General features: G+C 54.9%; 12 protein-coding genes and 1 riboswitch. All 12 genes read right to left on the bottom strand.

Translation table 11 applies throughout. From position 1 onward, the window contains the following. Positions 1-8: 8 nt before the first annotated feature. A complete protein-coding gene (locus tag ACXLHR_RS00355; protein ID WP_458789581.1) occupies positions 9-1,214 on the bottom strand; it encodes an NAD(P)/FAD-dependent oxidoreductase in 1,206 nt (401 codons plus the stop codon). Positions 1,215-1,358: 144 nt separating this feature from the next. Further along, positions 1,359-4,202 carry an aminomethyl-transferring glycine dehydrogenase gene (gene gcvP / locus ACXLHR_RS00350; RefSeq protein ID WP_458789580.1) on the bottom strand — a complete coding sequence of 948 codons (2,844 nt, stop codon included), beginning with the start codon at positions 4,200-4,202 and terminating at the stop codon, positions 1,359-1,361. 12 nt (positions 4,203-4,214) lie between these two features. Beyond that, positions 4,215-4,574 carry a glycine cleavage system protein GcvH gene (gene gcvH / locus ACXLHR_RS00345; protein WP_458789579.1) on the bottom strand — a complete coding sequence of 120 codons (360 nt, stop codon included), beginning with the start codon at positions 4,572-4,574 and terminating at the stop codon, positions 4,215-4,217. A 14-nt stretch (positions 4,575-4,588) separates the two neighbouring features. Beyond that, entirely contained in the window at positions 4,589-5,704 is a 1,116-nt protein-coding gene (gene gcvT / locus ACXLHR_RS00340) for a glycine cleavage system aminomethyltransferase GcvT (protein ID WP_458789578.1), read from the bottom strand. A 125-nt stretch (positions 5,705-5,829) separates the two neighbouring features. Then, positions 5,830-5,915, bottom strand: a riboswitch (glycine riboswitch). 103 nt (positions 5,916-6,018) lie between these two features. After that, complete coding sequence (locus ACXLHR_RS00335; protein ID WP_458789577.1) at positions 6,019-7,089, bottom strand: Hint domain-containing protein; 1,071 nt, start codon at positions 7,087-7,089, stop codon at positions 6,019-6,021. A gap of 115 nt (positions 7,090-7,204) precedes the next feature. Further along, positions 7,205-8,107: a lipid A-modifier LpxR family protein gene (locus ACXLHR_RS00330; RefSeq protein ID WP_458789576.1), complete on the bottom strand. Its 903-nt coding sequence runs from the start codon at positions 8,105-8,107 to the stop codon at positions 7,205-7,207. A 135-nt stretch (positions 8,108-8,242) separates the two neighbouring features. Then, a complete protein-coding gene (locus tag ACXLHR_RS00325; protein ID WP_458789575.1) occupies positions 8,243-10,651 on the bottom strand; it encodes a glycogen/starch/alpha-glucan phosphorylase in 2,409 nt (802 codons plus the stop codon). A 73-nt stretch (positions 10,652-10,724) separates the two neighbouring features. Next, positions 10,725-12,356, bottom strand: coding sequence for an alpha-D-glucose phosphate-specific phosphoglucomutase (locus ACXLHR_RS00320; protein WP_458789574.1), 1,632 nt, complete (start codon positions 12,354-12,356; stop codon positions 10,725-10,727). Between the two features lie 5 nt (positions 12,357-12,361). Then, positions 12,362-14,455, bottom strand: coding sequence for a glycogen debranching protein GlgX (gene glgX / locus ACXLHR_RS00315; protein WP_458789573.1), 2,094 nt, complete (start codon positions 14,453-14,455; stop codon positions 12,362-12,364). Next, entirely contained in the window at positions 14,455-15,885 is a 1,431-nt protein-coding gene (glgA, locus tag ACXLHR_RS00310; protein ID WP_458789572.1) for a glycogen synthase GlgA, read from the bottom strand. Before glgA ends, glgX begins: the two co-directional genes overlap by 1 nt. Next, positions 15,882-17,138 (bottom strand): glucose-1-phosphate adenylyltransferase, encoded by a 1,257-nt coding sequence (gene glgC, locus ACXLHR_RS00305; protein WP_458789571.1) that lies wholly within the window; start codon positions 17,136-17,138, stop codon positions 15,882-15,884. Before glgC ends, glgA begins: the two co-directional genes overlap by 4 nt. Positions 17,139-17,163: 25 nt before the next feature. Then, positions 17,164-19,365: a 1,4-alpha-glucan branching protein GlgB gene (gene glgB / locus ACXLHR_RS00300; RefSeq protein ID WP_458789570.1), complete on the bottom strand. Its 2,202-nt coding sequence runs from the start codon at positions 19,363-19,365 to the stop codon at positions 17,164-17,166. Positions 19,366-19,371 lie beyond the last annotated feature (6 nt).

Raw genomic sequence — 19,371 nt, 5'->3', positions numbered from 1 at the left:
TTTGCGGCTCAGATAACCGCTTGTTCTACAAATTTTTCACCGCTCTTGATACGGTCGCAACCAAATGGGGTCAAATCAAGGGTCTGGTAGGCGCCCGTAGCAATCAATTCGGCAATACCGCGCCCGATTGCTGGCGATTGCTGGAAACCATGCCCCGAAAACCCGTTTGAAAAGATGAAGTTCGTCACCACATCATGCGCTCCGATAATCGCGTTCTGATCCAGCGTGTTATAGGCGTAATGACCAACCCAAGACCGGATCAACTTGACCCGCTCAAACGCAGGCACACGGTGGGCGATGGCAGGCCATACCTTTTCTTCCCAAATACTATGGTCAGCCTCAAAATCCGCAGGGTCCACAGGCTCGTCAATATCGGGCGGACACCCGGCCATATAATACTTTCCATCGCTGCGAACATGCACGCCAACAGGGTCGATCGTCAGCGGCAGATCACGGTCCAGCGGCTCTGCTGCGGCAAAAATAAAGGTATAGCGCTTGCGCGGCTCTACCGGAATCTCCAGACCCGCCATCTGACTAGTCAGATTGGCACGCGGACCAGAAGCATTCACAACCGTGCCGCATGCAATAACCTCGCCAGTCGCAAGCGTGACACTCTCAACCAGACTGCCAGCCGCATTTTTGGTCATGGCAATAACCGTGTTATGAACATACTCTACACCACGCGCCCGCGCCGACCGCTTCCACCAGTCAAACAGTGTATTGCCGTCAAAATAGCCCTCGTCGATCAGGTTGTGATTACCCGCAACAATGTCGTCCACATTATAAAACGGATAGGCATCCTTGATCTGCGCTGCGCTCAAATGCTTGGTGCCGGCCCCGTTGGCAGCCTGCACAGCTTGGGTCGCTTGCAAGCCATCGGCCGCCGCCTGACTATCCGCCAGATACATGTATCCAAACGATTGCAACGTGACCGCAGGCACCTGCACATCACCGCCCATATAGCTTCGGAAATTCTTGACATAATCCGCGCCAAACTGACTGATCTTGATGTTGATCGGCTCGGAAAACTGCTGCCGCATGCACGAGTTGGTATGTGCGGTCGACGTCCATTCATAAGTCGGATCACGCTCGACCACCAGAACAGAGCCGTTGAAATCCTTGTGCTCTGATAGCCACCACGCAATCGACGACCCATACATGGCCCCACCGACGATGATGACATCATACGAATTTGCTTTAGGTGCTTGGGTCATTATGCTGCGCCATTGATAATATCCGCGGCACCGGTGCATTAACCGGTGCGCGAGTGAGTTTCGCCTGAACGAATGTCACCATCCATGGCGCGATAATGCAAGGACCTATCGCGCCATGTCACACACAAGATGACTTGAGGTGGTTTACTCCGCCGCGTCCAGATAGTCTTCCATCGGCGGACAGGTGCAAATCAGATGCCTGTCACCATAAACATTGTCTACGCGGTTCACCGGCGGCCAATACTTATCAACGCGAAACGCCCCTTTGGGAAAACAACCCTGCTCGCGGGTATAAGGACGGTCCCAATCGGACACCAGATCCTCGACCGTATGCGGCGCATTCTTCAGCGCGTTATTCTCGGCAGGCATATCACCATTTTCAATTGCACGGATTTCCTCGCGGATCGCCAGCATCGCATCGCAAAAACGGTCCAGCTCGGCCTTGGTCTCGCTCTCGGTCGGCTCAACCATCAATGTACCAGCCACAGGCCAAGACATTGTCGGCGCATGAAACCCAGCATCCATCAAACGTTTGGCAATATCGTCCACCGTCACATGCGCACTCTCGGCAAAAGGACGCGTATCAATAATGCACTCATGTGCCACACGACCGGTCGGGCCTTTATATAGCACCTCAAATGCCCCCTCCAACCGCTTGGCGATATAGTTGGCGTTCAAAATCGCGACGCGGGTCGCTTGCGTTAGCCCCTCGCCGCCCATCATCAACACATAGGCCCATGAAATCGGCAACAAACTCGGCGAGCCATAAGGCGCCGAAGAAACCGGCCCGACGCCACCATTGGGATCACCGGGTAAATGCGCAATCAAATGTGTCTTTACGCCAATCGGCCCCATGCCGGGACCACCACCACCGTGAGGAATACAAAACGTCTTGTGCAGGTTCAAATGGCTTACATCACCACCCAAATCACCGGGCCGCGAAAGCCCCACCATCGCATTCATATTCGCGCCGTCGATATAAACCTGACCACCCGCATCATGGGTCATCTTGCACACGTCGATCACGGTTTCCTCAAACACACCGTGCGTAGACGGATAAGTAATCATACACGCCGCAAGGTTATCCTTGTGCTGCGCAACCTTGGCAGCAAAATCCACCACATCAATGTCGCCATTGGCAGCCGACTTGATCACAACAACGTTCCAGCCAACCATCTGCGCCGACGCAGGATTGGTCCCATGCGCCGACATCGGAATAAGGCAGATGTTGCGATGCCCCTGACCTTGCTCGCGATGATAGGCAGCAATCGTCAAAAGCCCCGCATATTCACCCTGCGCACCCGAATTGGGCTGCATCGAAATCGCGTCATATCCGGTAACGTCACATAACTTGGCCGACAGATCGTCGATCATGTCTTTATAGCCCAGCGCCTGATCCTCAGGACAGAACGGATGTAGCAAGGAAAATTCCGGCCAAGACACAGGCATCATTTCCGCCGCAGAGTTCAGCTTCATGGTGCAAGACCCCAGCGGAATCATCGCGCGATCCAGCGCCAGATCGCGGTCGGCCAAACGGCGCATATACCGCATCATCTCGGTCTCGGCGCGGTTCATATGAAACACCGGATGGGTCAGATAGTCTGTCTCACGCACGAGGTTTTCCGGCAAACGATACGTCACTTCATGCGCATCATCTTCCGTTTCAATGCCAAACGCACGCCAAACCGCCTCGGTCACATCACGGCGGGTCAATTCATCCAAAGTAATCCCGACACGCGTCTCGCCCAAGGCCCGCAGGTTCACACCATTCTCGACCGCTGCGGCCATAATCGCATCACGTTTTGCGCCCACTTCAAGGGTCACAGTATCAAAGAAAGTATCCTGCTCGACAGCAAAGCCGCCAGCCTCCAACCCTTCAACCAAACGCACAGTCTTGCGGTGGATCCGCTGCGCAATCGCACGCAGCCCTTCCGGTCCATGAAACACCGCATAAAATCCTGCCATAACCGCCAGTAACGCCTGTGCCGTGCAAACATTCGACGTCGCCTTTTCACGGCGAATATGCTGCTCGCGGGTCTGCAACGACAAACGATACGCCTTGTTGCCATGGGCATCAATCGACACCCCGACCAACCGGCCGGGCATATTTCGTGCATACGCAGCTTTGGTCGCCATATAGGCGGCGTGCGGGCCACCGTACCCGACCGGCACGCCAAACCGCTGGGTAGACCCTACCGCGATATCAGCGCCCATCGCGCCTGGTTCCTTGAACAACGTCAACGACAGCGGGTCAGCCGTGATCACGCCAATCGCTTTATTCTCGTGCAGCGCCGCAATCTGATCCGTGAAATCGCGCAAATGCCCGGTCGTCCCGGGGAATTGGAAAATCGCACCAAAAACTGCTGTTGCATCCATATCATCAGGGCAGCCAACAATCACGTCGATACCCAAAGGCGCGGCGCGGGTCTTCATAACCGCGATATTCTGCGGGTGGCAATTCTCGTCCACAAAAAACGCTGTCGCCTTCACCTTGGCAACACGCTGCGCCATGGTCATCGCCTCGGCACAAGCCGTCGCCTCATCCAGCAACGATGCGTTGGCAATCTCCAGCCCGGTCAGATCCGACACCATTGTCTGGAAATTCAACAACGCCTCTAAACGACCCTGTGAAATCTCGGGCTGATAGGGCGTATAGGCCGTATACCACGCAGGGTTCTCAAAGATATTGCGCTGGATCGCCGGCGGCGTGATCGTGCCGTGATAACCCTGACCAATCAGCGAAGTCAGTACTTTGTTCTTCTTGGCGACCAGCTTCATATGGTGCAAAAGCTCACGCTCGGACTTCGGTTTGCCAAAATCCAGCGGCTTTTTCTGACGAATTTTCGCAGGCATCGTATCGTCGATCAAGGCATGTAACGAGGGCGCGCCAACAACCTTTAGCATCTCCTCCATTTCCGCTACAGACGGGCCGATATGGCGGCGGTTCGCAAAATCGTAAGGCAGGTAAGATGTAGGTGCATATGGCATTGGCGCGTGTCCTTATCCGACGTATTTTTTGTAAGCAGCTTCATCCATATACTCGTCCATCTGGGACGGGTCGGACGGCGCAATTTTGAACATCCAGCCGTTGCCGATCGCATCATCGTTCACGGTGGCAGGATTATCGGTCAGCAGATCATTCACTTCAACAATCTCGCCATCAATCGGGGCCAGAATATCGGAGGCGGCTTTCACGCTCTCGATAACCACAACTTCATCGTCTTTTGTAACAGTCATGCCAACGTCAGGCAGCTCGACAAATACAATGTCGCCCAATTGCGTCGCGGCATGCTCGGTAATGCCAACGACAACGATGTCGCCTTCCATGCGCAGCCATTCGTGTTCTTCGGTAAATTTCATGTCAGATCCTTTGCTTATCGTTTGAAGTTAGCGGGTGTAAACGGCATTTTGGCCCGTGTCAGCGGCAAGCGCTTGCCGCGCAATTCACCGAACACCGGCCCGTCGTAGTTTGCAGGCAAATAGCCCATGGCAATAGGGTATCCAACAGTGGGGCCAAACCCGCCAGAGGTGATTTTCCCAATTGGCGCACTCGATGCTTCGTCGCCGAATAATTCAACACCTTCGCGCATCGGTGCCCGCCCCTCGGGCAGCAAACCAACACGTTTCTGCGGCGCACCATTGGCAATCTGATCCAAGATGACATCCGCGCCCGGAAAACCTCCAGCACGCGCACCATCACTGCGGCGCACTTTTTGAATGGCCCACGTGAGGCCAGCTTGCGACGGCGTCACATCCACATCGACGTCATGCCCGTAAAGACACAACCCCGCCTCCAGCCGCAAACTATCGCGCGCACCAAGACCGATCAACGCAACCGCCTCATGCGCCAACAGCACCTCGGCAAGGGCAACAGCAGCATCATTTGGCACCGAAATCTCGTAACCATCCTCGCCGGTATAGCCCGACCGCGACACCCAGCATTCGGCGCCATTCAGCGTCAGCGTGGCAACATCCATAAACTGCATCTCAACCACAGCAGGGCAAAGGCTTGCCAACACTGCCTCGGCGCGCGGCCCCTGCAACGCCAACAGCGCACGGTCTGTCACTTCGTTCACCGTCACACCGTCCGGCATATTTGCTGCCAAATGCGCAATATCTGCCCGCTTGCAACCCGCATTTACCACCACAAAAACATGATCGCCACGGTTCGCCAGCATCAAATCATCCATAATGCCGCCCTGCGCATTGGTGAAATACCCATAGCGCTGGCGGTCCTGCCCCAAATCCAGAATATCAACGGGAATCAATGCCTCTAGCGCGAGCGCCGCACTGGCATAATCGGGGCCTCGCACCACCACCTGCCCCATGTGACTGACATCAAATAATCCGGCATTCTCGCGTGTGTGAATATGCTCTTTCATCACGCCAAGCGGATATTGAACCGGCATGTCATAGCCGGCAAAAGGCACCATTTTCGCGCCATGCGCGACATGGAATGCGTGTAGCGGCGTGTGCAGTAAGTCGGTCATCAGACCCCCCTTAGCATCAATTGAGCGCGAGGTTGCCCCCGTCGCGTGATGCCCCCTCTGTCCGTTGCGCCTGAGATCGTTATCCCTTCGGCGGATGCATTTCGCACCTCTCTCCAGAGTCTTATTGTCGCTCGACGGTCCTTGGGCCTGAGAGTTTCCGGGGCGGTTGCTCCTTCGGCACCGCATATTGCGGTTCTCCCATCGAGTTGACCGAATGTTATTGCGACATTGAATTGCCTGCAAGGACTTTCGTATGCAGTGGTGTGCCACACAGGCATCCTGCCAAAACATACCGCAAAAGCCTCAACATCAAACTAATGCCGCATGCCGTCATATTGCATCATCGCTGCTTCACTGCCGGACAAAACCCGCCGTGCATAGTTGCCGTAATTGCCCATATCACCACGCAATTCTGGCAAACGGTCATATAAACGGCCCTCTTCGATCTCGTCCATCGCAGATAGCTCTGCGGCAGCAGGATGAAAACTCTCGGTCGCCACACCATTAGCAAACACGACCTCATGCTGCGGCAGCATCATGTGAATATAGCGGACGTTACGCAATGAATGATCGCGGATAATCGAATGATCGTTGATCAAATCACGCGCCGTTACCAACACCTCGTCGCAATTATACAATGCACGCGCCTGCGGGCCGCGCAGCACGATTCGGTGATCCGGCGACACCAAAAGCCCCGCATCGGGCACATCCCTATCCAATGCACCGGGCCGCAAACGCACCGGCATCAACGATGGAATCGCCCGCATGCGCGCACCACTCACATTGCGACCACCGAGCCATAAAACCTCCGCACGGCCATTGTCAGCCGTCTGCACAAAATCACCCTCCGACAGGCTTGCAACATCACGCGCACCGTCAGGTGTCCTAATCATCGTGCCAGGCGTGAAACAGATCACACCGCCCGAAATGGCCTCATCCGCGACGCGCAACGGGGTGCGCGTATGATGATCCACAACCCATAGCTCGCAATCCTGAGGCGGAATTTCATTCATGAACATGCATAGCGGCTCGCTGGCGGGACCCGTTTCAAGCACCGTGATCGTCCAGACATCATACCCGTTTGTGACTCGAAAACTGTCACGAAACAACGGATCCAGATACGCCACAGAATCCATCCTGCCCGCATCAATCTGTGTCGACGTCAAAAGGCGACGCACTGTCAGTGCTGCCCGTTTGCGAATGTCCGCCTCTCCCGCGGCTGGCCCAAGCGGCAAAATACCATTTGGTCCGTCCACACGTGTCGCATGGCCACCCCATGACCACGCGGCGCCAACAGATAAATGCGACACAGGCGTTGCACGCTGCCCGTCGATTTGTGTCTGTGACCAAGAGATGACAAACGTGCCATTAAAGCCCGTTTTCATGCCTGTTCCTTGCCTCAACTATATCCGCGTCATTAAACGCGCGGAATTCTGCATCAAACTTAGCAAGCGCAGACGTTTTTGATCAACCCGTTTTCACAAACGGCGTTACTAATATCTAGAAATTGAAATTCAGCCTCAGCGATCCGACCACCTGTCCCTCACCCTGACCCTCGAACTCTTCGGACAGGTAGGTCGCCCCGTAAAACAACGTCTTGTCGCGCCCCAAGTTGAATAGCACACCAGCCCTAGCGCGTGCGCGGGTCTCGGATACGACATACCCCTGATCCTCGGGCAGATAGGCCGACCCGAAAACCGAGGCCAAATCACCACCAAACGTAAATGTCAGACCCGACTTAGGGCTTTGCGTCGCACGATAGAGTTGCCCCGTTACCACATCGCGCAGCATCATATCGTCATGCGGCTGCGCCCCGATAACCACATCGCCACCAACCCGAACTAGGTCTTCAACCCCTGCCAATCCTTCAACAAAAGGGCGCAGCATAACACGGTCCGATAGCATTACATCGCGCGACGCCTCAAATGTGCTGTTAAAGAAAAACACGTTGCCCAGCTGTTGATCGACATGGGGCGGCAGCGGAATATCAAACTTGTTATGAAATTTACGCTGGAAATCGGATAGACCGGTTTGCGGTCCGATCGCCATCACCTCACCGCCCATGCTTAAATCTGTGCCACCAAAATCGAAATGTGTATGCACACCCAATGAAATCGCGCCAACATAGGGCCGGTCACCCGGCGCCCCACTGCCGCGCGTGCCAGAAATGATTTGCCCGCCAATCCGGTATTCGATGAGATCACCAAACCCCTCCAGACCGGTATAATCCTCCCGTCCGGTCACAACAGACACCACAGATGACCCCGTACGCCAGCGATCATGCCCGTCGCCAAAATAGTCATTGGTGAACAAACGTCCGACGCCAATCACCTCGCGACCCTCTGCCCATAAAGGTGCGGAAAATGTCGAAAACGCTAGCAAAACAAGTAATAATAGCCGCATAACAAATCCCAAGTTTACGCCCCCGAACCCCACCTCGATAGCGCGCGACATCGTTTAGTAAAATGTGAAATTTACCATAATCGCAACGCTATAGCGCCCAGGTCACACCCTATCACCCGCAGAATTACCAATGGGTTAAGGCACGGGCAACAAACTCTGCACATCCCAAACCTCAGTCATATAACCGCGAATGGTCCGGTCCGACGAGAAATACCCGGCCCCCGCAATATTGCGCAATGCCAAACGGTCCCACGCGGCCCCATCACGGTAAGCATCATCCACCTGCGCCTGCGCCGCTATATAACTGTCATAATCAGAAGCGACCAAAAACGGATCATGGGTCCATGTTTGTTCAATCAAGTTGCCATATCGATCCGGCTCATCAGGACTGAACCAGCCCTCCGCGATCATCTGCAACACGTCTTGCAAGCCCTGACTGGCAAGGATCGCGCGCCGTGCATGGTCCGGCACCTTATAACGCTCCTGAACCTGCGCCGCCGTCATGCCGAATAGAAAGAAATTCTCTGCCCCCACATGGTCACGAATTTCGACATTTGCACCATCCAGCGTGCCAATCGTCAGCGCACCATTCATCGTGAATTTCATGTTGCCTGTGCCAGAGGCCTCTTTGCCCGCAGTTGATATCTGCTCGGACAAATCCGCCGCAGGAATAAGCCGTTGCGCCATCGAGACATTATAATTGGCGGGATAAACCACCTTCAACAGATCACGCGTCAAAGGATCACTGTTCACAACCACAGCCACATCATTGATCAGGCGAATAATTTCCTTGGCCGTATGGTAACCGGGTGCTGCCTTCCCACCAAAAATCTTGACGCGCGGGACCCAATCACCTGTCGGGTTTTCACGAATAGCCTTCCAGCGGGCAATCGTCTCAAACACATTGAGCAACTGACGTTTGTATTCATGGATCCGCTTGATCTGCACATCAAACATCGCATTGGGATCAATAGAGATACCCATATTTGCCTGCACCCAATTTGAAAACGCCACCTTATTTCCATGTTTGGCTGTACGTATTTGCCCCAACATCTGCGCATCATCTTCAAACTCACGCAACTCTGCTAGACGGTCCAAATCACTTTCCCACCCCGCACCAATCGCTTCTGTAATTACCCGCGATAGTGCAGGGTTGGATAAGCGCAGCCAACGGCGCGGCGTCACACCATTGGTCTGGTTAAGAATGCGGTGTGGATATAGCCGGTCCAGATCCGCAAAAACTGTCTCGCGCATCAGACCCGTATGCAGCGCCGACACCCCATTCACATGCGCCGCCATCACAAAGGCCAGCGTGCCCATATGCACCTGATCCTGATAGACAATCTTCAACGCAGGCTCACAACGCGTTGCCGCCACATGCTCCGCATCAATGCGCTCGATGATCTGCATGTGACGCGGCAAAACGCGTCCCATCAACCACGTCGACCAGCGCTCCAATGCTTCTGGCAGCAAGGTATGATTGGTGTAATTCAGACACTTGCCAGCAACCGCTTTGGCCGCATCCCAGTCCATGCCATGCACATCGACCAACAAACGCATCAACTCCGGTCCTGCCAATGCAGGATGCGTGTCATTCATCTGGATCGCGACTTTATCGGGCAACAAAGCCAAGTCATCATACTCGCTTAAAAACCGGCGCAAAATATCCTGCAACGACGCCGAGGTCAGGAAAAACTCCTGCTTCAGGCGCAACTCTTTGCCGCCCTCGGTGGCATCCTCCGGATACAAAACACGGCTCAACGTGCGCGCCAACGCCTCTGGCTCGGCCGCTGCAGCAAAATCACCGGCATTAAAGCGTTCCAAATCGAACGTCTCGGTCGGCAACGCCCCCCACAAACGCAATGTATTCGACCACTGACCCTGCCAACCCACGACAGGCGTATCATAGGCACGGGCCAAAACAGTTTCACCCGCTTGCCAGACGGCACAGCCACCCACCACCTCAACGAAGCCCTTAAACGGAATAGTATAATGCGCCTCGGGCCGCTCAAATTCCCACGGATGGGGCTGGTTCAACCAATCCTCTGGCGTTTCAACCTGACGCCCACCCTCAAAACGCTGGCGAAACAGTCCATGCTCGTAACGAATACCATAGCCGAACGCAGGACATCCAAGCGTCGACATCGATTCCATGAAACACGCAGCCAAGCGACCAAGCCCGCCATTGCCCAGCGCCGCATCAGGCTCGTCCTCGGCCACATCAATTAGCGAAATTCCGTCTTCTTGCAGCACATCTTCAATCTGCTGATGCAGCCCGAGATTGATCACCGCATCCTCTAAAATACGACCAATCAAAAACTCCATCGACAGATAATAAACCCGCTTGCCCTGCTGCTCATAAGTGCGGCGGGTCGCCTTAAACCACGCATCCACAATCAAATCACGCACGCTAAAGCTGACAGCCATCCGCCAGTCATAGATGCTTGCGTGCGGCTTATCCTTACCAATGGTATAAGTCAGATGACGGTGAATACTCTCGCGCAACGCGTCCTTGGTGACCTTCAGGCTCGTTATCGTATCCATCGCTTTTCACTCTCTCGGTTTGGCTGGCGTCATACGAGCCAAACCTTTAAAAGAAAAGCGGCCCCTGCGGATTTCAGGTGATCACATGCGGGCCATCGCGCCCCGTGTGACGTTTGAGGTCAGACAACTTTAGGGCCGCTGCCAAAACCCGCGCCAAGGCAACCTCTGCGGGCTTATCAAACGCACTTGGATCGGTCTCCAACTGTTCCAAGTAAACGCGGATCGTTGCCCCAACCGTGCCAGTGCCAGACAAGCGAAACACAGCACGCCCGCCACCTTCAAACCCGATCCGAAGCCCCTGCCCCGCCGCATGCGAACCGTCAACTGGATCATCATAGGCAAACTCGTCGGCGTAAGAGACGGTCAAATCACCTACTTTGGTCCCCGCCAGATCAGGTAACTTGGCACGCAGTTCCGCTATCATGCCTTCCGCCTTTGCAGCCTCTACATCCTCATAATCATGGCGCGAATAATAGCAGCGGCCATATTCTGCCCACAGCCCCGTCATCAATTCGGCAACCGATTGCTTGGTCTCGGCCAGAATGTTCAGCCACAACAAAACCGCCCACAGCCCGTCTTTTTCACGCACATGGCTCGACCCGGTACCCGCACTCTCCTCGCCACATAACGTGGCCATGCCAGCATCCAGCAGATTGCCGAAAAATTTCCACCCTGTAGGCGTCTCATAACAGGCAATCCCCAGTTTTTCTGCCACACGGTCCACTGCACCAGATGTCGGCATAGACCGCGCGACCCCAGCCAGCCCCCCCGCATAGCCCGGTGCCAGATGCGCCTTAGCGGCAAGTAACGCCAGACTATCAGACGGCGTGACATAGGCATTTTTGCCCACAATCATATTGCGATCCCCATCGCCATCCGAGGCCGCGCCAAAGTCAGGCGCATCAGTGCTATACATCTCGTCCATCAACGGCTTGGCCCATATCGGGTTCGGATCAGGATGCCCGCCACCAAAATCAGTCAACGGCACGCCGTTCACCACAGTCCCCTTTGGCGCCCCCAAGGCCCCTTCCAAAATCGCTTTTGCATATGGCCCCGTCACCGCATGCATCGCATCAAAACGCATGGTGAACCCGCCTGCAAACAACGTACGAATTTTCCCGAAATCAAACAGCGTCTCCATCAACGCGGCATAGTCCACAACAGGATCAACGACCTCAACAGTCAAGCCACCCAACTGCGTGACGCCGAGCATATCCAGGTCAACGTCAGCAGCGACCGTAATTTTATAGCTGTCAATCACCTTGGTCCGCGCGAAAATCTTATCCGTCACACCTTCAGTCGCAGGACCACCATTGGGTCCGTTATACTTTAAACCAAAATCCTCGTCAGGACCGCCAGGGTTATGACTAGCCGAAAGAATCAATCCGCCCTCAGCACCACGCAACCGGATCAAATGGCTCGCAGCGGGCGTCGATAGAATCCCGCCCTGCCCGACGATACAACGCGCAGCCCCGTTCGCCGCCGCCATGCGCAAAATCACCTGAATCGCACGATCGTTAAAATACCGGCCATCTCCACCGACCACCAGTGTGCACCCTGCAACACCGCCAATCCCGTCAAACGTTGCCTGCACATAATTCTCTAGGTAATGCGGCCCCATAAATACCTTGGTCTTCTTGCGCAGACCGCTCGTTCCGGGTTTCTGACCCTCAATCGGCTGTGTCTTAACTGCTTCAATCTGCATGCGGTTCATTCCTTAATACCGGCGTTTTGCGCGCATAGCACAAAAACAACCACACTTTCATTTTCAATCGTCCAATGGCCCAAATTACGCGCCTCGCCGTCCTGCGCCGTATCAAACCCGCGCACCCAGACCATACCGTCACGTGTTTCCGGCACCGCCACATCTATCGCGCCACCCGTGTTCAAAACAATCAGCAACGCGCCTTCACGCTCGACATATTCCGGCGTGCCAGACGCCATACGCAACTCGGCAATAATCACCTTTCGGTCAGGATCATCCCAATCACTTTGCTGCATGGCGTGACCGTCTTCGCGACGCCAGAACAAATCGCTTTCACCATCAATCAACCGCTCGCGCGAGTGCAAGAACCGGCGCTGGCGCAAAATCGGATGTGCCTTGCGAAACGCAATCGCCTGCCTGCAAAACGCAAAAAACGCATCATCACGCCCTGCCCAATCGACCCAGCCCAGCGGGCTATCCTGACAATACGCGTTGTTATTGCCTTCCTGACCGTTACCAATCTCGTCCCCCGCAAGCAACATCGGCGTGCCTTGCGACAACAGCAAGCTGGCGATCATATTGCGACGACGCCGCGTGCGCGCAGCAATAATCCCAGCATCATCCGTAGGCCCTTCAACACCAAAATTATCCGAATAATTCCCTGCATGACCGTCGCGGTTATCCTCGCCATTGGCCTCGTTATGCTTGACCGCATAACTCACCGTATCACTGAGCGTAAAACCATCATGGGCCGTGATAAAATTAACCGAAGACGTCGCCGCACGCCCCTCATGATCAAAAAACTGCGCAGAGCCCGTCAGCCGCGCCGACATACCCGCCACCAGTCCTCGATCACCACGCCAGAACCGACGCGTATCGTCACGATACTGGTCGTTCCACTCGGCGAATGGCGCGGGACAGGCCCCCAGCTGATAGCCACCGGGACCTAAATCCCAAGGCTCTGCAATCAGTTTGCACTTGTTCAACACAGGATCCTGACGGATCGAGCGGAAAAACGGACCGTCTCGGTCAAACCCGCCCTGCGTACGCCCCAGCGTGGAACACAGATCAAACCGGAACCCGTCCACATGCATGACCTCAACCCAATAACGCAGACTGTCCATCACAAGCCGCAGCGCAAACGGGTTGTCCATATCCAGCACATTGCCGCAGCCCGTATCATTGGCATAATAGCGCGGATTGTCAGACAATCGGTAATAACTGGCATTGTCCAAGCCGCGAAACGCCAGTGTCGGTCCCAACTCGGACCCTTCGGCGCTGTGATTATAAACCACGTCCAAAATCACTTCGATCCCCGCACTATGGAACCGCGCGACCATCTGTTGAAACTCGGCAATCTCGCCTGTTTGCATATAGCGCGGATCAGGCGCAAAGAACCCGTAGGTCATATAGCCCCAGTAATTCGTCAGCCCGCGATCAACCAGAAACTTGTCGTCCAAAAACGCCTGCACCGGCAGCAACTCAATCGCCGTGACGCCCAGCTGATTTAGATGATCCAACATCGGATCCGATGCTATCGCCAGATAAGTTCCTGCGTTTTCAATGTCCTTACGACCCGCCGTCAACCCCTTCACATGCGCCTCATAAATGATCGTATCTCCCAGATCATGGTCCGGTGCAGGCTTGTTGCCCCATGTAAACGACGGATCCACAACCACACTGCGCGGCATAAACGGCGCACTGTCGCGGGTGTCAAAACTCAGATCCAGATCAGCATGATCCACATCATAGCCAAACAACGCATCATTCCAAACCGGATGCCCCGTCAGACGCTTTGCATAGGGATCAATCAACAGCTTGTGGTGGTTAAACCGGTGACCCTCGCGCGGCAAATAAGGCCCGTGCATCCGAAATCCATATTGCTGTCCCGCACGCATTCCCGGAATATAACCGTGCCACACATTACCTTCCCGCTCTGGCAGCGCAATCAACTGCGTCTCGCGGCCCTCGTGATCAAACAAACATAACGTCACCTGGGTGGCATGCTGCGAAAACACCGCAAAATTCACACCATCACCATCAAACGTCGCGCCTAGCGGATAAGCATGACCCGCAAGGACCGGAAAGTTACGTTCCATCAACCAGCCTTACGCGTGACATCAGCGTATAACGCGTGATACGCCGCAGCCGAGGTTTCCCACCCGACAGGCTGACGCATCGCATTGCGCTGCAAAACACCCCAGACCGCAGGGTCGGCAAATAGCGCACAAAGCCGCGCAAACCCGTTTGCAATCGCCCCCGCTGTCACCGGATACACCTGCACCCCCGTGGCCACTCCGCTCGCAAGCGCTGCGGGCGAGGCGTTAATCACCGTATCCGCCAATCCCCCCGTCAACGTCACAAACGGCACTGTCCCATAGCGCAAACCGTATAGCTGCGTCAGGCCACAAGGCTCGAACCGTGACGGCACCAAAATCGCATCACCGCCCGCAATCAAACGGTGTGCCAATGCCTCGTTATAGCCGATCTGCACGCCCACATTCGGGTCGGTTGATGCCAATTCCATCAACTTCGCTTCCAACCCCGCATCACCAGAGCCAAGCAGCGCCAATTGCCCCCCACGCTCCAACAGCGCGGGCAAGGCTTCCAGCAACAAATCGATACCCTTTTGCCCGCTCAACCGCGATACTAAAACACACAGCGGCCCCTCCGCAGGCGGCAATCCGAACTCTTTGCGCAGCGCCGCTTTGTTCGCCGCTTTACCGTCCGGATCCTTGTAGGGAATAATATCAGGGTCCGTCTCAGGATTCCAAACCGTCGTATCAATTCCGTTCACAATCCCCGTCAGGTCCGCATGACGAGCGCGCAAAACCCCCTCCATGCCCATACCAAACTCAGGCGTCATCAGTTCCTCAGCATAGGTTTGCGACACAGTGGTGATCTTCGCCGCGCCCATGAGCCCGGCTTTCATCGCCGAAACCTGCCCCCAAAATTCGTAATGCGCAGGCGTGAACCGCCACGGATCGAGCCGCAAATCCACCACCCTGTCACCCGCAACATTACCGTGAAACGCAATGTTATGCACCGTAAACACAAACGGCACCTGCGCACCAAGCCCGTGCAAATACTCGGGCGTCAAACCCGCCTGCCAGTCATGACCGTGTACAACCTCCGGCGTCCACTCCGCCGCGCCATACATCGCAATATAAGCAGCGGCATAACTTAACGCGGCAAAACGTTCCGCATTGTCTTGCCAGTCATGGCCTTCGGCATCCAAATAAATCCCGCCCGCACGTTGATACAAGTGCTTGGCGTCCAACACGAACAGGTCCAGACCATCAACTCTGGCCGAAACCACCGCCGCAGGTCCACCAAACAGATCATCAAACACAATAACCGTTTCGGTCTTCCCGATCTTCTCCATCACTGTCGGATACCCTGGGATAAGAGTTCTAACCTCAACACCGATCGCACCCAACGCCGCAGGCAAAGCCCCCACAACATCCGCAAGCCCCCCCGTTTTCACGAATGGCACACATTCCGAAGCAACTGACAAAATACGGGTCATAGCGTGCTGGCTCGCCTGTCGAGCATAGGCTGCGTAATCAACGTGGTGCCGCGCTCCGTGACGTTAAACCAGCGGGCATCCTCCGTCGCATCCTCGCCGACAACCAGCCCCTCGGGAATAATCACACCCTTATCAATCACCACACGACGCAACCGCGCCGAGCGGTTCACCACCACATTGGGCAGCACGACCGCTTGATCCAGAACAGCATAGGAATTGGTATGCACCCCGGTGAACAAACACGAATTGCGCACTTCTGTGCCTGAAATAATGCAGCCCCCAGAGATCATAGATGATATCGCCATCCCGCGCCTGTCACGCTCGTCATGAATGAATTTCGCAGGCGGCGTGCTCTCGGAATAAGTCCAGATCGGCCAGTTTTTATCCCACAAATCCAGATCAGGGGTAAAGCTGGTCAAGTCAATGTTGCTTTCCCAAAACGCGTCAATCGTGCCGACGTCTTTCCAATATACCGGCGCACCCTCGGCGCGAACACAGCTTTCATCAAAACGGTGGGCCACAGCCTTGCCGTGCTTCACGACATGCGGGATCAGGTCGTGACCAAAATCGTTGGTCGATTCTGGATTAGCCGCATCGTCCAACAACAAATTACGCAGAAACTTCCAGTCAAAAACATAAATACCCATCGACGCCAATGCCTTGCTCGGGTCCTCCGGTGTCGCTGGCGGATCGGCTGGTTTTTCCAGAAACGACGTAATCCGCCCTGTCTCGTCCGTAGCCATCACGCCAAAAGCCGTTGCATCCTCGCGCGGCACCGTCAAACAGCCCACCGTCACATCCGCACCGCTCTCCACATGCTGTCGCAGCATCAGCTCGTAATCCATCTTATAAATATGATCACCCGCTAAAATAATAACATAATCAACACCGTAGCTATCAACAATATCGATGTTCTGGGTCACGGCGTCAGCGGTCCCTTTATACCAGCTTTCGGTATTAGAGCGCTGCGAGGCAGGCAGAATATCCAAAAATTCATTCCGCTCGGCACGAAAGAAACTCCAGCCGCGTTGCAAATGACGGATCAGGCTATGCGCCTTGTACTGGGTCGCCACAGCCATCTTGCGAATGCCCGAATTAAGCGCATTTGACAGCGCAAAATCGATAATCCGCGTCTTCCCGCCAAAGTAAACCGCAGGCTTCACGCGCCTGTCCGTCAACTCGTTCAATCGCGAACCGCGCCCTCCGGCCAGCACAAAAACCATTGATCTATGCGTTAATCTTTTCTGCTCCACGGGTATTCTCCTCCCAGAATGATACCTACGACTTTAACCGGAAAACCACTGCGGACAACGGCGGCAAGGTCATCTCAATAGACGCCTCATGACCATCGCAGGGTAATAAACTGGCCACCACACCCCCAAGGTTCCCGCGATTCCCACCACCATATGCGTGTGAATCCGTGTTCAGAACCTCGTCCCACAAGCCCGCACACGGCACACCGACCCGCAAACCTGTGTGCAACACCGGGGTGAAATTACACATCACAACAACCGGCGCATCATCCTCGTCACCATGACGCGCAAACCCCATTGTAGAGGCCTCCGCATCGCTATTCATCCAGCTAAACCCGCGCGCCTCACAGTCATATTTATACAAAGACGGAGTACTGACATAAAGCCTGTTCAAATCCCGCACGAGGGTCTGAACGCCTTTATTGGCAGACCGCTCCGCCGCATCCCAATTCAGATCGCTGTTATAATTCCACTCCTCGGGCTGGGCAAATTCACAGCCCATGAACAACAGCTTCTTACCCGGATGCATCCACATAAACGCATAATAGGCGCGCAGATTAGCGAACTTTTCATCCGCATTACCCGGCATCTTTTCGATCATAGAACCTTTACCATGCACCACTTCATCATGACTGATCGGTAGCACGAAATTCTCGGTAAACGCGTAATGTAGACCAAACGTCATTTCGTCTTGATGGTATTTGCGGTGAACCGGATCACGCTCCATGTAGCTTAACGTGTCGTTCATCCAGCCCATGTTCCACTTATAGCCAAAGCCCAAGCCGCCCGCATCCACAGGCTGCGACACGTCAGGAAACGAGGTGCTTTCCTCGGCCACAGTCATAACAGAGGGGTCGGCGGCATAAACAGCCGTGTTCATCTCGCGCAGAAACGCAATCGCTTCATAATTCTCGGCGCCGCCATCCTCGTTGGGTATCCATTGCCCGTCTTCACGCGAATAATTGCGGTATAACATCGACGCCACCGCATCCACACGCAACCCGTCGAGGTGATATTCCTCCATCCAATACAAGGCGTTAGACACGAGGTAATTCTTAACCTCCACACGCCCGTAATTGAAAATCAGTGTATTCCAATCCTGATGGAACCCCTCGCGCTTGTCCGCGTGCTCATATAGCGCCGTGCCATCAAATCGTGCCAAACCATGCGCATCGGACGGAAAATGACCCGGCACCCAATCCAGCAAAACACCCAATCCCGCCTCATGCGCCGCATCAACAAAATCACGAAACTCGTGTGGCGGGCCAAAACGGATCGTCGGCGCAAATAGCCCGACCGGCTGATACCCCCAAGATCCGTCAAACGGAAACTCGGACACCGGCAGCAATTCGATATGCGTAAAGCCCATATGCTTCACATACCCCACCAAATCAGCCGCCAGTTCTTTATACGACAGCGGACGCCCCGCATCATCCCACTTGCGCCGCCACGACCCCAAATGCACCTCGTAAATCGAGATCGGCGCATTGCGATTGTTATGAACCGCACGCGCGTTCATCCACTCCGCGTCCTTCCAGCCATAACCGGAGATATCGCGCACAATCGACGCCTTTTCAGGCGGATGCTGCGACCCGTAACCAACCGGATCAGCCTTCAGGCCACGCGCCCCATCAGCGCCAATCACCTCATATTTATATAGCGCACCCTCACCAACATCAGGCATGAAAATATCCCACACACCCGTCTCTTGCACGCGGCGCATCGGATGCCTGCGGCCATCCCAGACATTAAATTCGCCAACAACAGATACGCGCTGCGCATTTGGCGCCCAGACCGCAAAATGAGTGCCAGCAACACCCTGATGCTCACAAACATGCGCGCCCAAAACACGCCAAAGTTCGCGGTGCGTGCCCTGCCCTAACAGATAACTGTCAAAATCCGACAAAACGGACGAAAACGCAAAAGGATCAGCCGCAACATGGGTATAATCATTGGCGTATCGCGTGGACAAAACATACGACCCGTCTGGAATTTCAGCCGCAAAAACGTCACCCTCGATACGTGTCAAAGGTGCCTCCGTGTCGCCCACAATCGCGACCACATCAACAGCATCAGGTTGCAATGTCGTAACCCAGCGCCGGCCGCCGCTTTCATGCGCCCCTAGCACGCCAAACGGATCAGGATGATTGCCAGCATTCAACATTTGAATTGCATCCACCGTCAAAAACGCAGGAAGAGCCGTTGTCGTCACTGGTGCCTTAACCATCTCGCG

The organism is Yoonia sp. MH D7 (assembly GCF_054439475.1).
The sequence above is the reverse complement of the archived record's forward strand: the minus strand, read 5'-3'. Positions and strand labels throughout refer to the sequence as shown.

Coding starts and splice junctions, on each gene's coding strand:
- ACXLHR_RS00355 (WP_458789581.1), bottom strand. CDS start 1,214: ATGACCCAAGCACCTAAAGCAAATTCGTATGATGTCATCATCGTCGGT.
- gcvP (WP_458789580.1), bottom strand. CDS start 4,202: ATGCCATATGCACCTACATCTTACCTGCCTTACGATTTTGCGAACCGC.
- gcvH (WP_458789579.1), bottom strand. CDS start 4,574: ATGAAATTTACCGAAGAACACGAATGGCTGCGCATGGAAGGCGACATC.
- gcvT (WP_458789578.1), bottom strand. CDS start 5,704: ATGACCGACTTACTGCACACGCCGCTACACGCATTCCATGTCGCGCAT.
- ACXLHR_RS00335 (WP_458789577.1), bottom strand. CDS start 7,089: ATGAAAACGGGCTTTAATGGCACGTTTGTCATCTCTTGGTCACAGACA.
- ACXLHR_RS00330 (WP_458789576.1), bottom strand. CDS start 8,107: ATGCGGCTATTATTACTTGTTTTGCTAGCGTTTTCGACATTTTCCGCA.
- ACXLHR_RS00325 (WP_458789575.1), bottom strand. CDS start 10,651: ATGGATACGATAACGAGCCTGAAGGTCACCAAGGACGCGTTGCGCGAG.
- ACXLHR_RS00320 (WP_458789574.1), bottom strand. CDS start 12,356: ATGCAGATTGAAGCAGTTAAGACACAGCCGATTGAGGGTCAGAAACCC.
- glgX (WP_458789573.1), bottom strand. CDS start 14,455: ATGGAACGTAACTTTCCGGTCCTTGCGGGTCATGCTTATCCGCTAGGC.
- glgA (WP_458789572.1), bottom strand. CDS start 15,885: ATGACCCGTATTTTGTCAGTTGCTTCGGAATGTGTGCCATTCGTGAAA.
- glgB (WP_458789570.1), bottom strand. CDS start 19,365: ATGGTTAAGGCACCAGTGACGACAACGGCTCTTCCTGCGTTTTTGACG.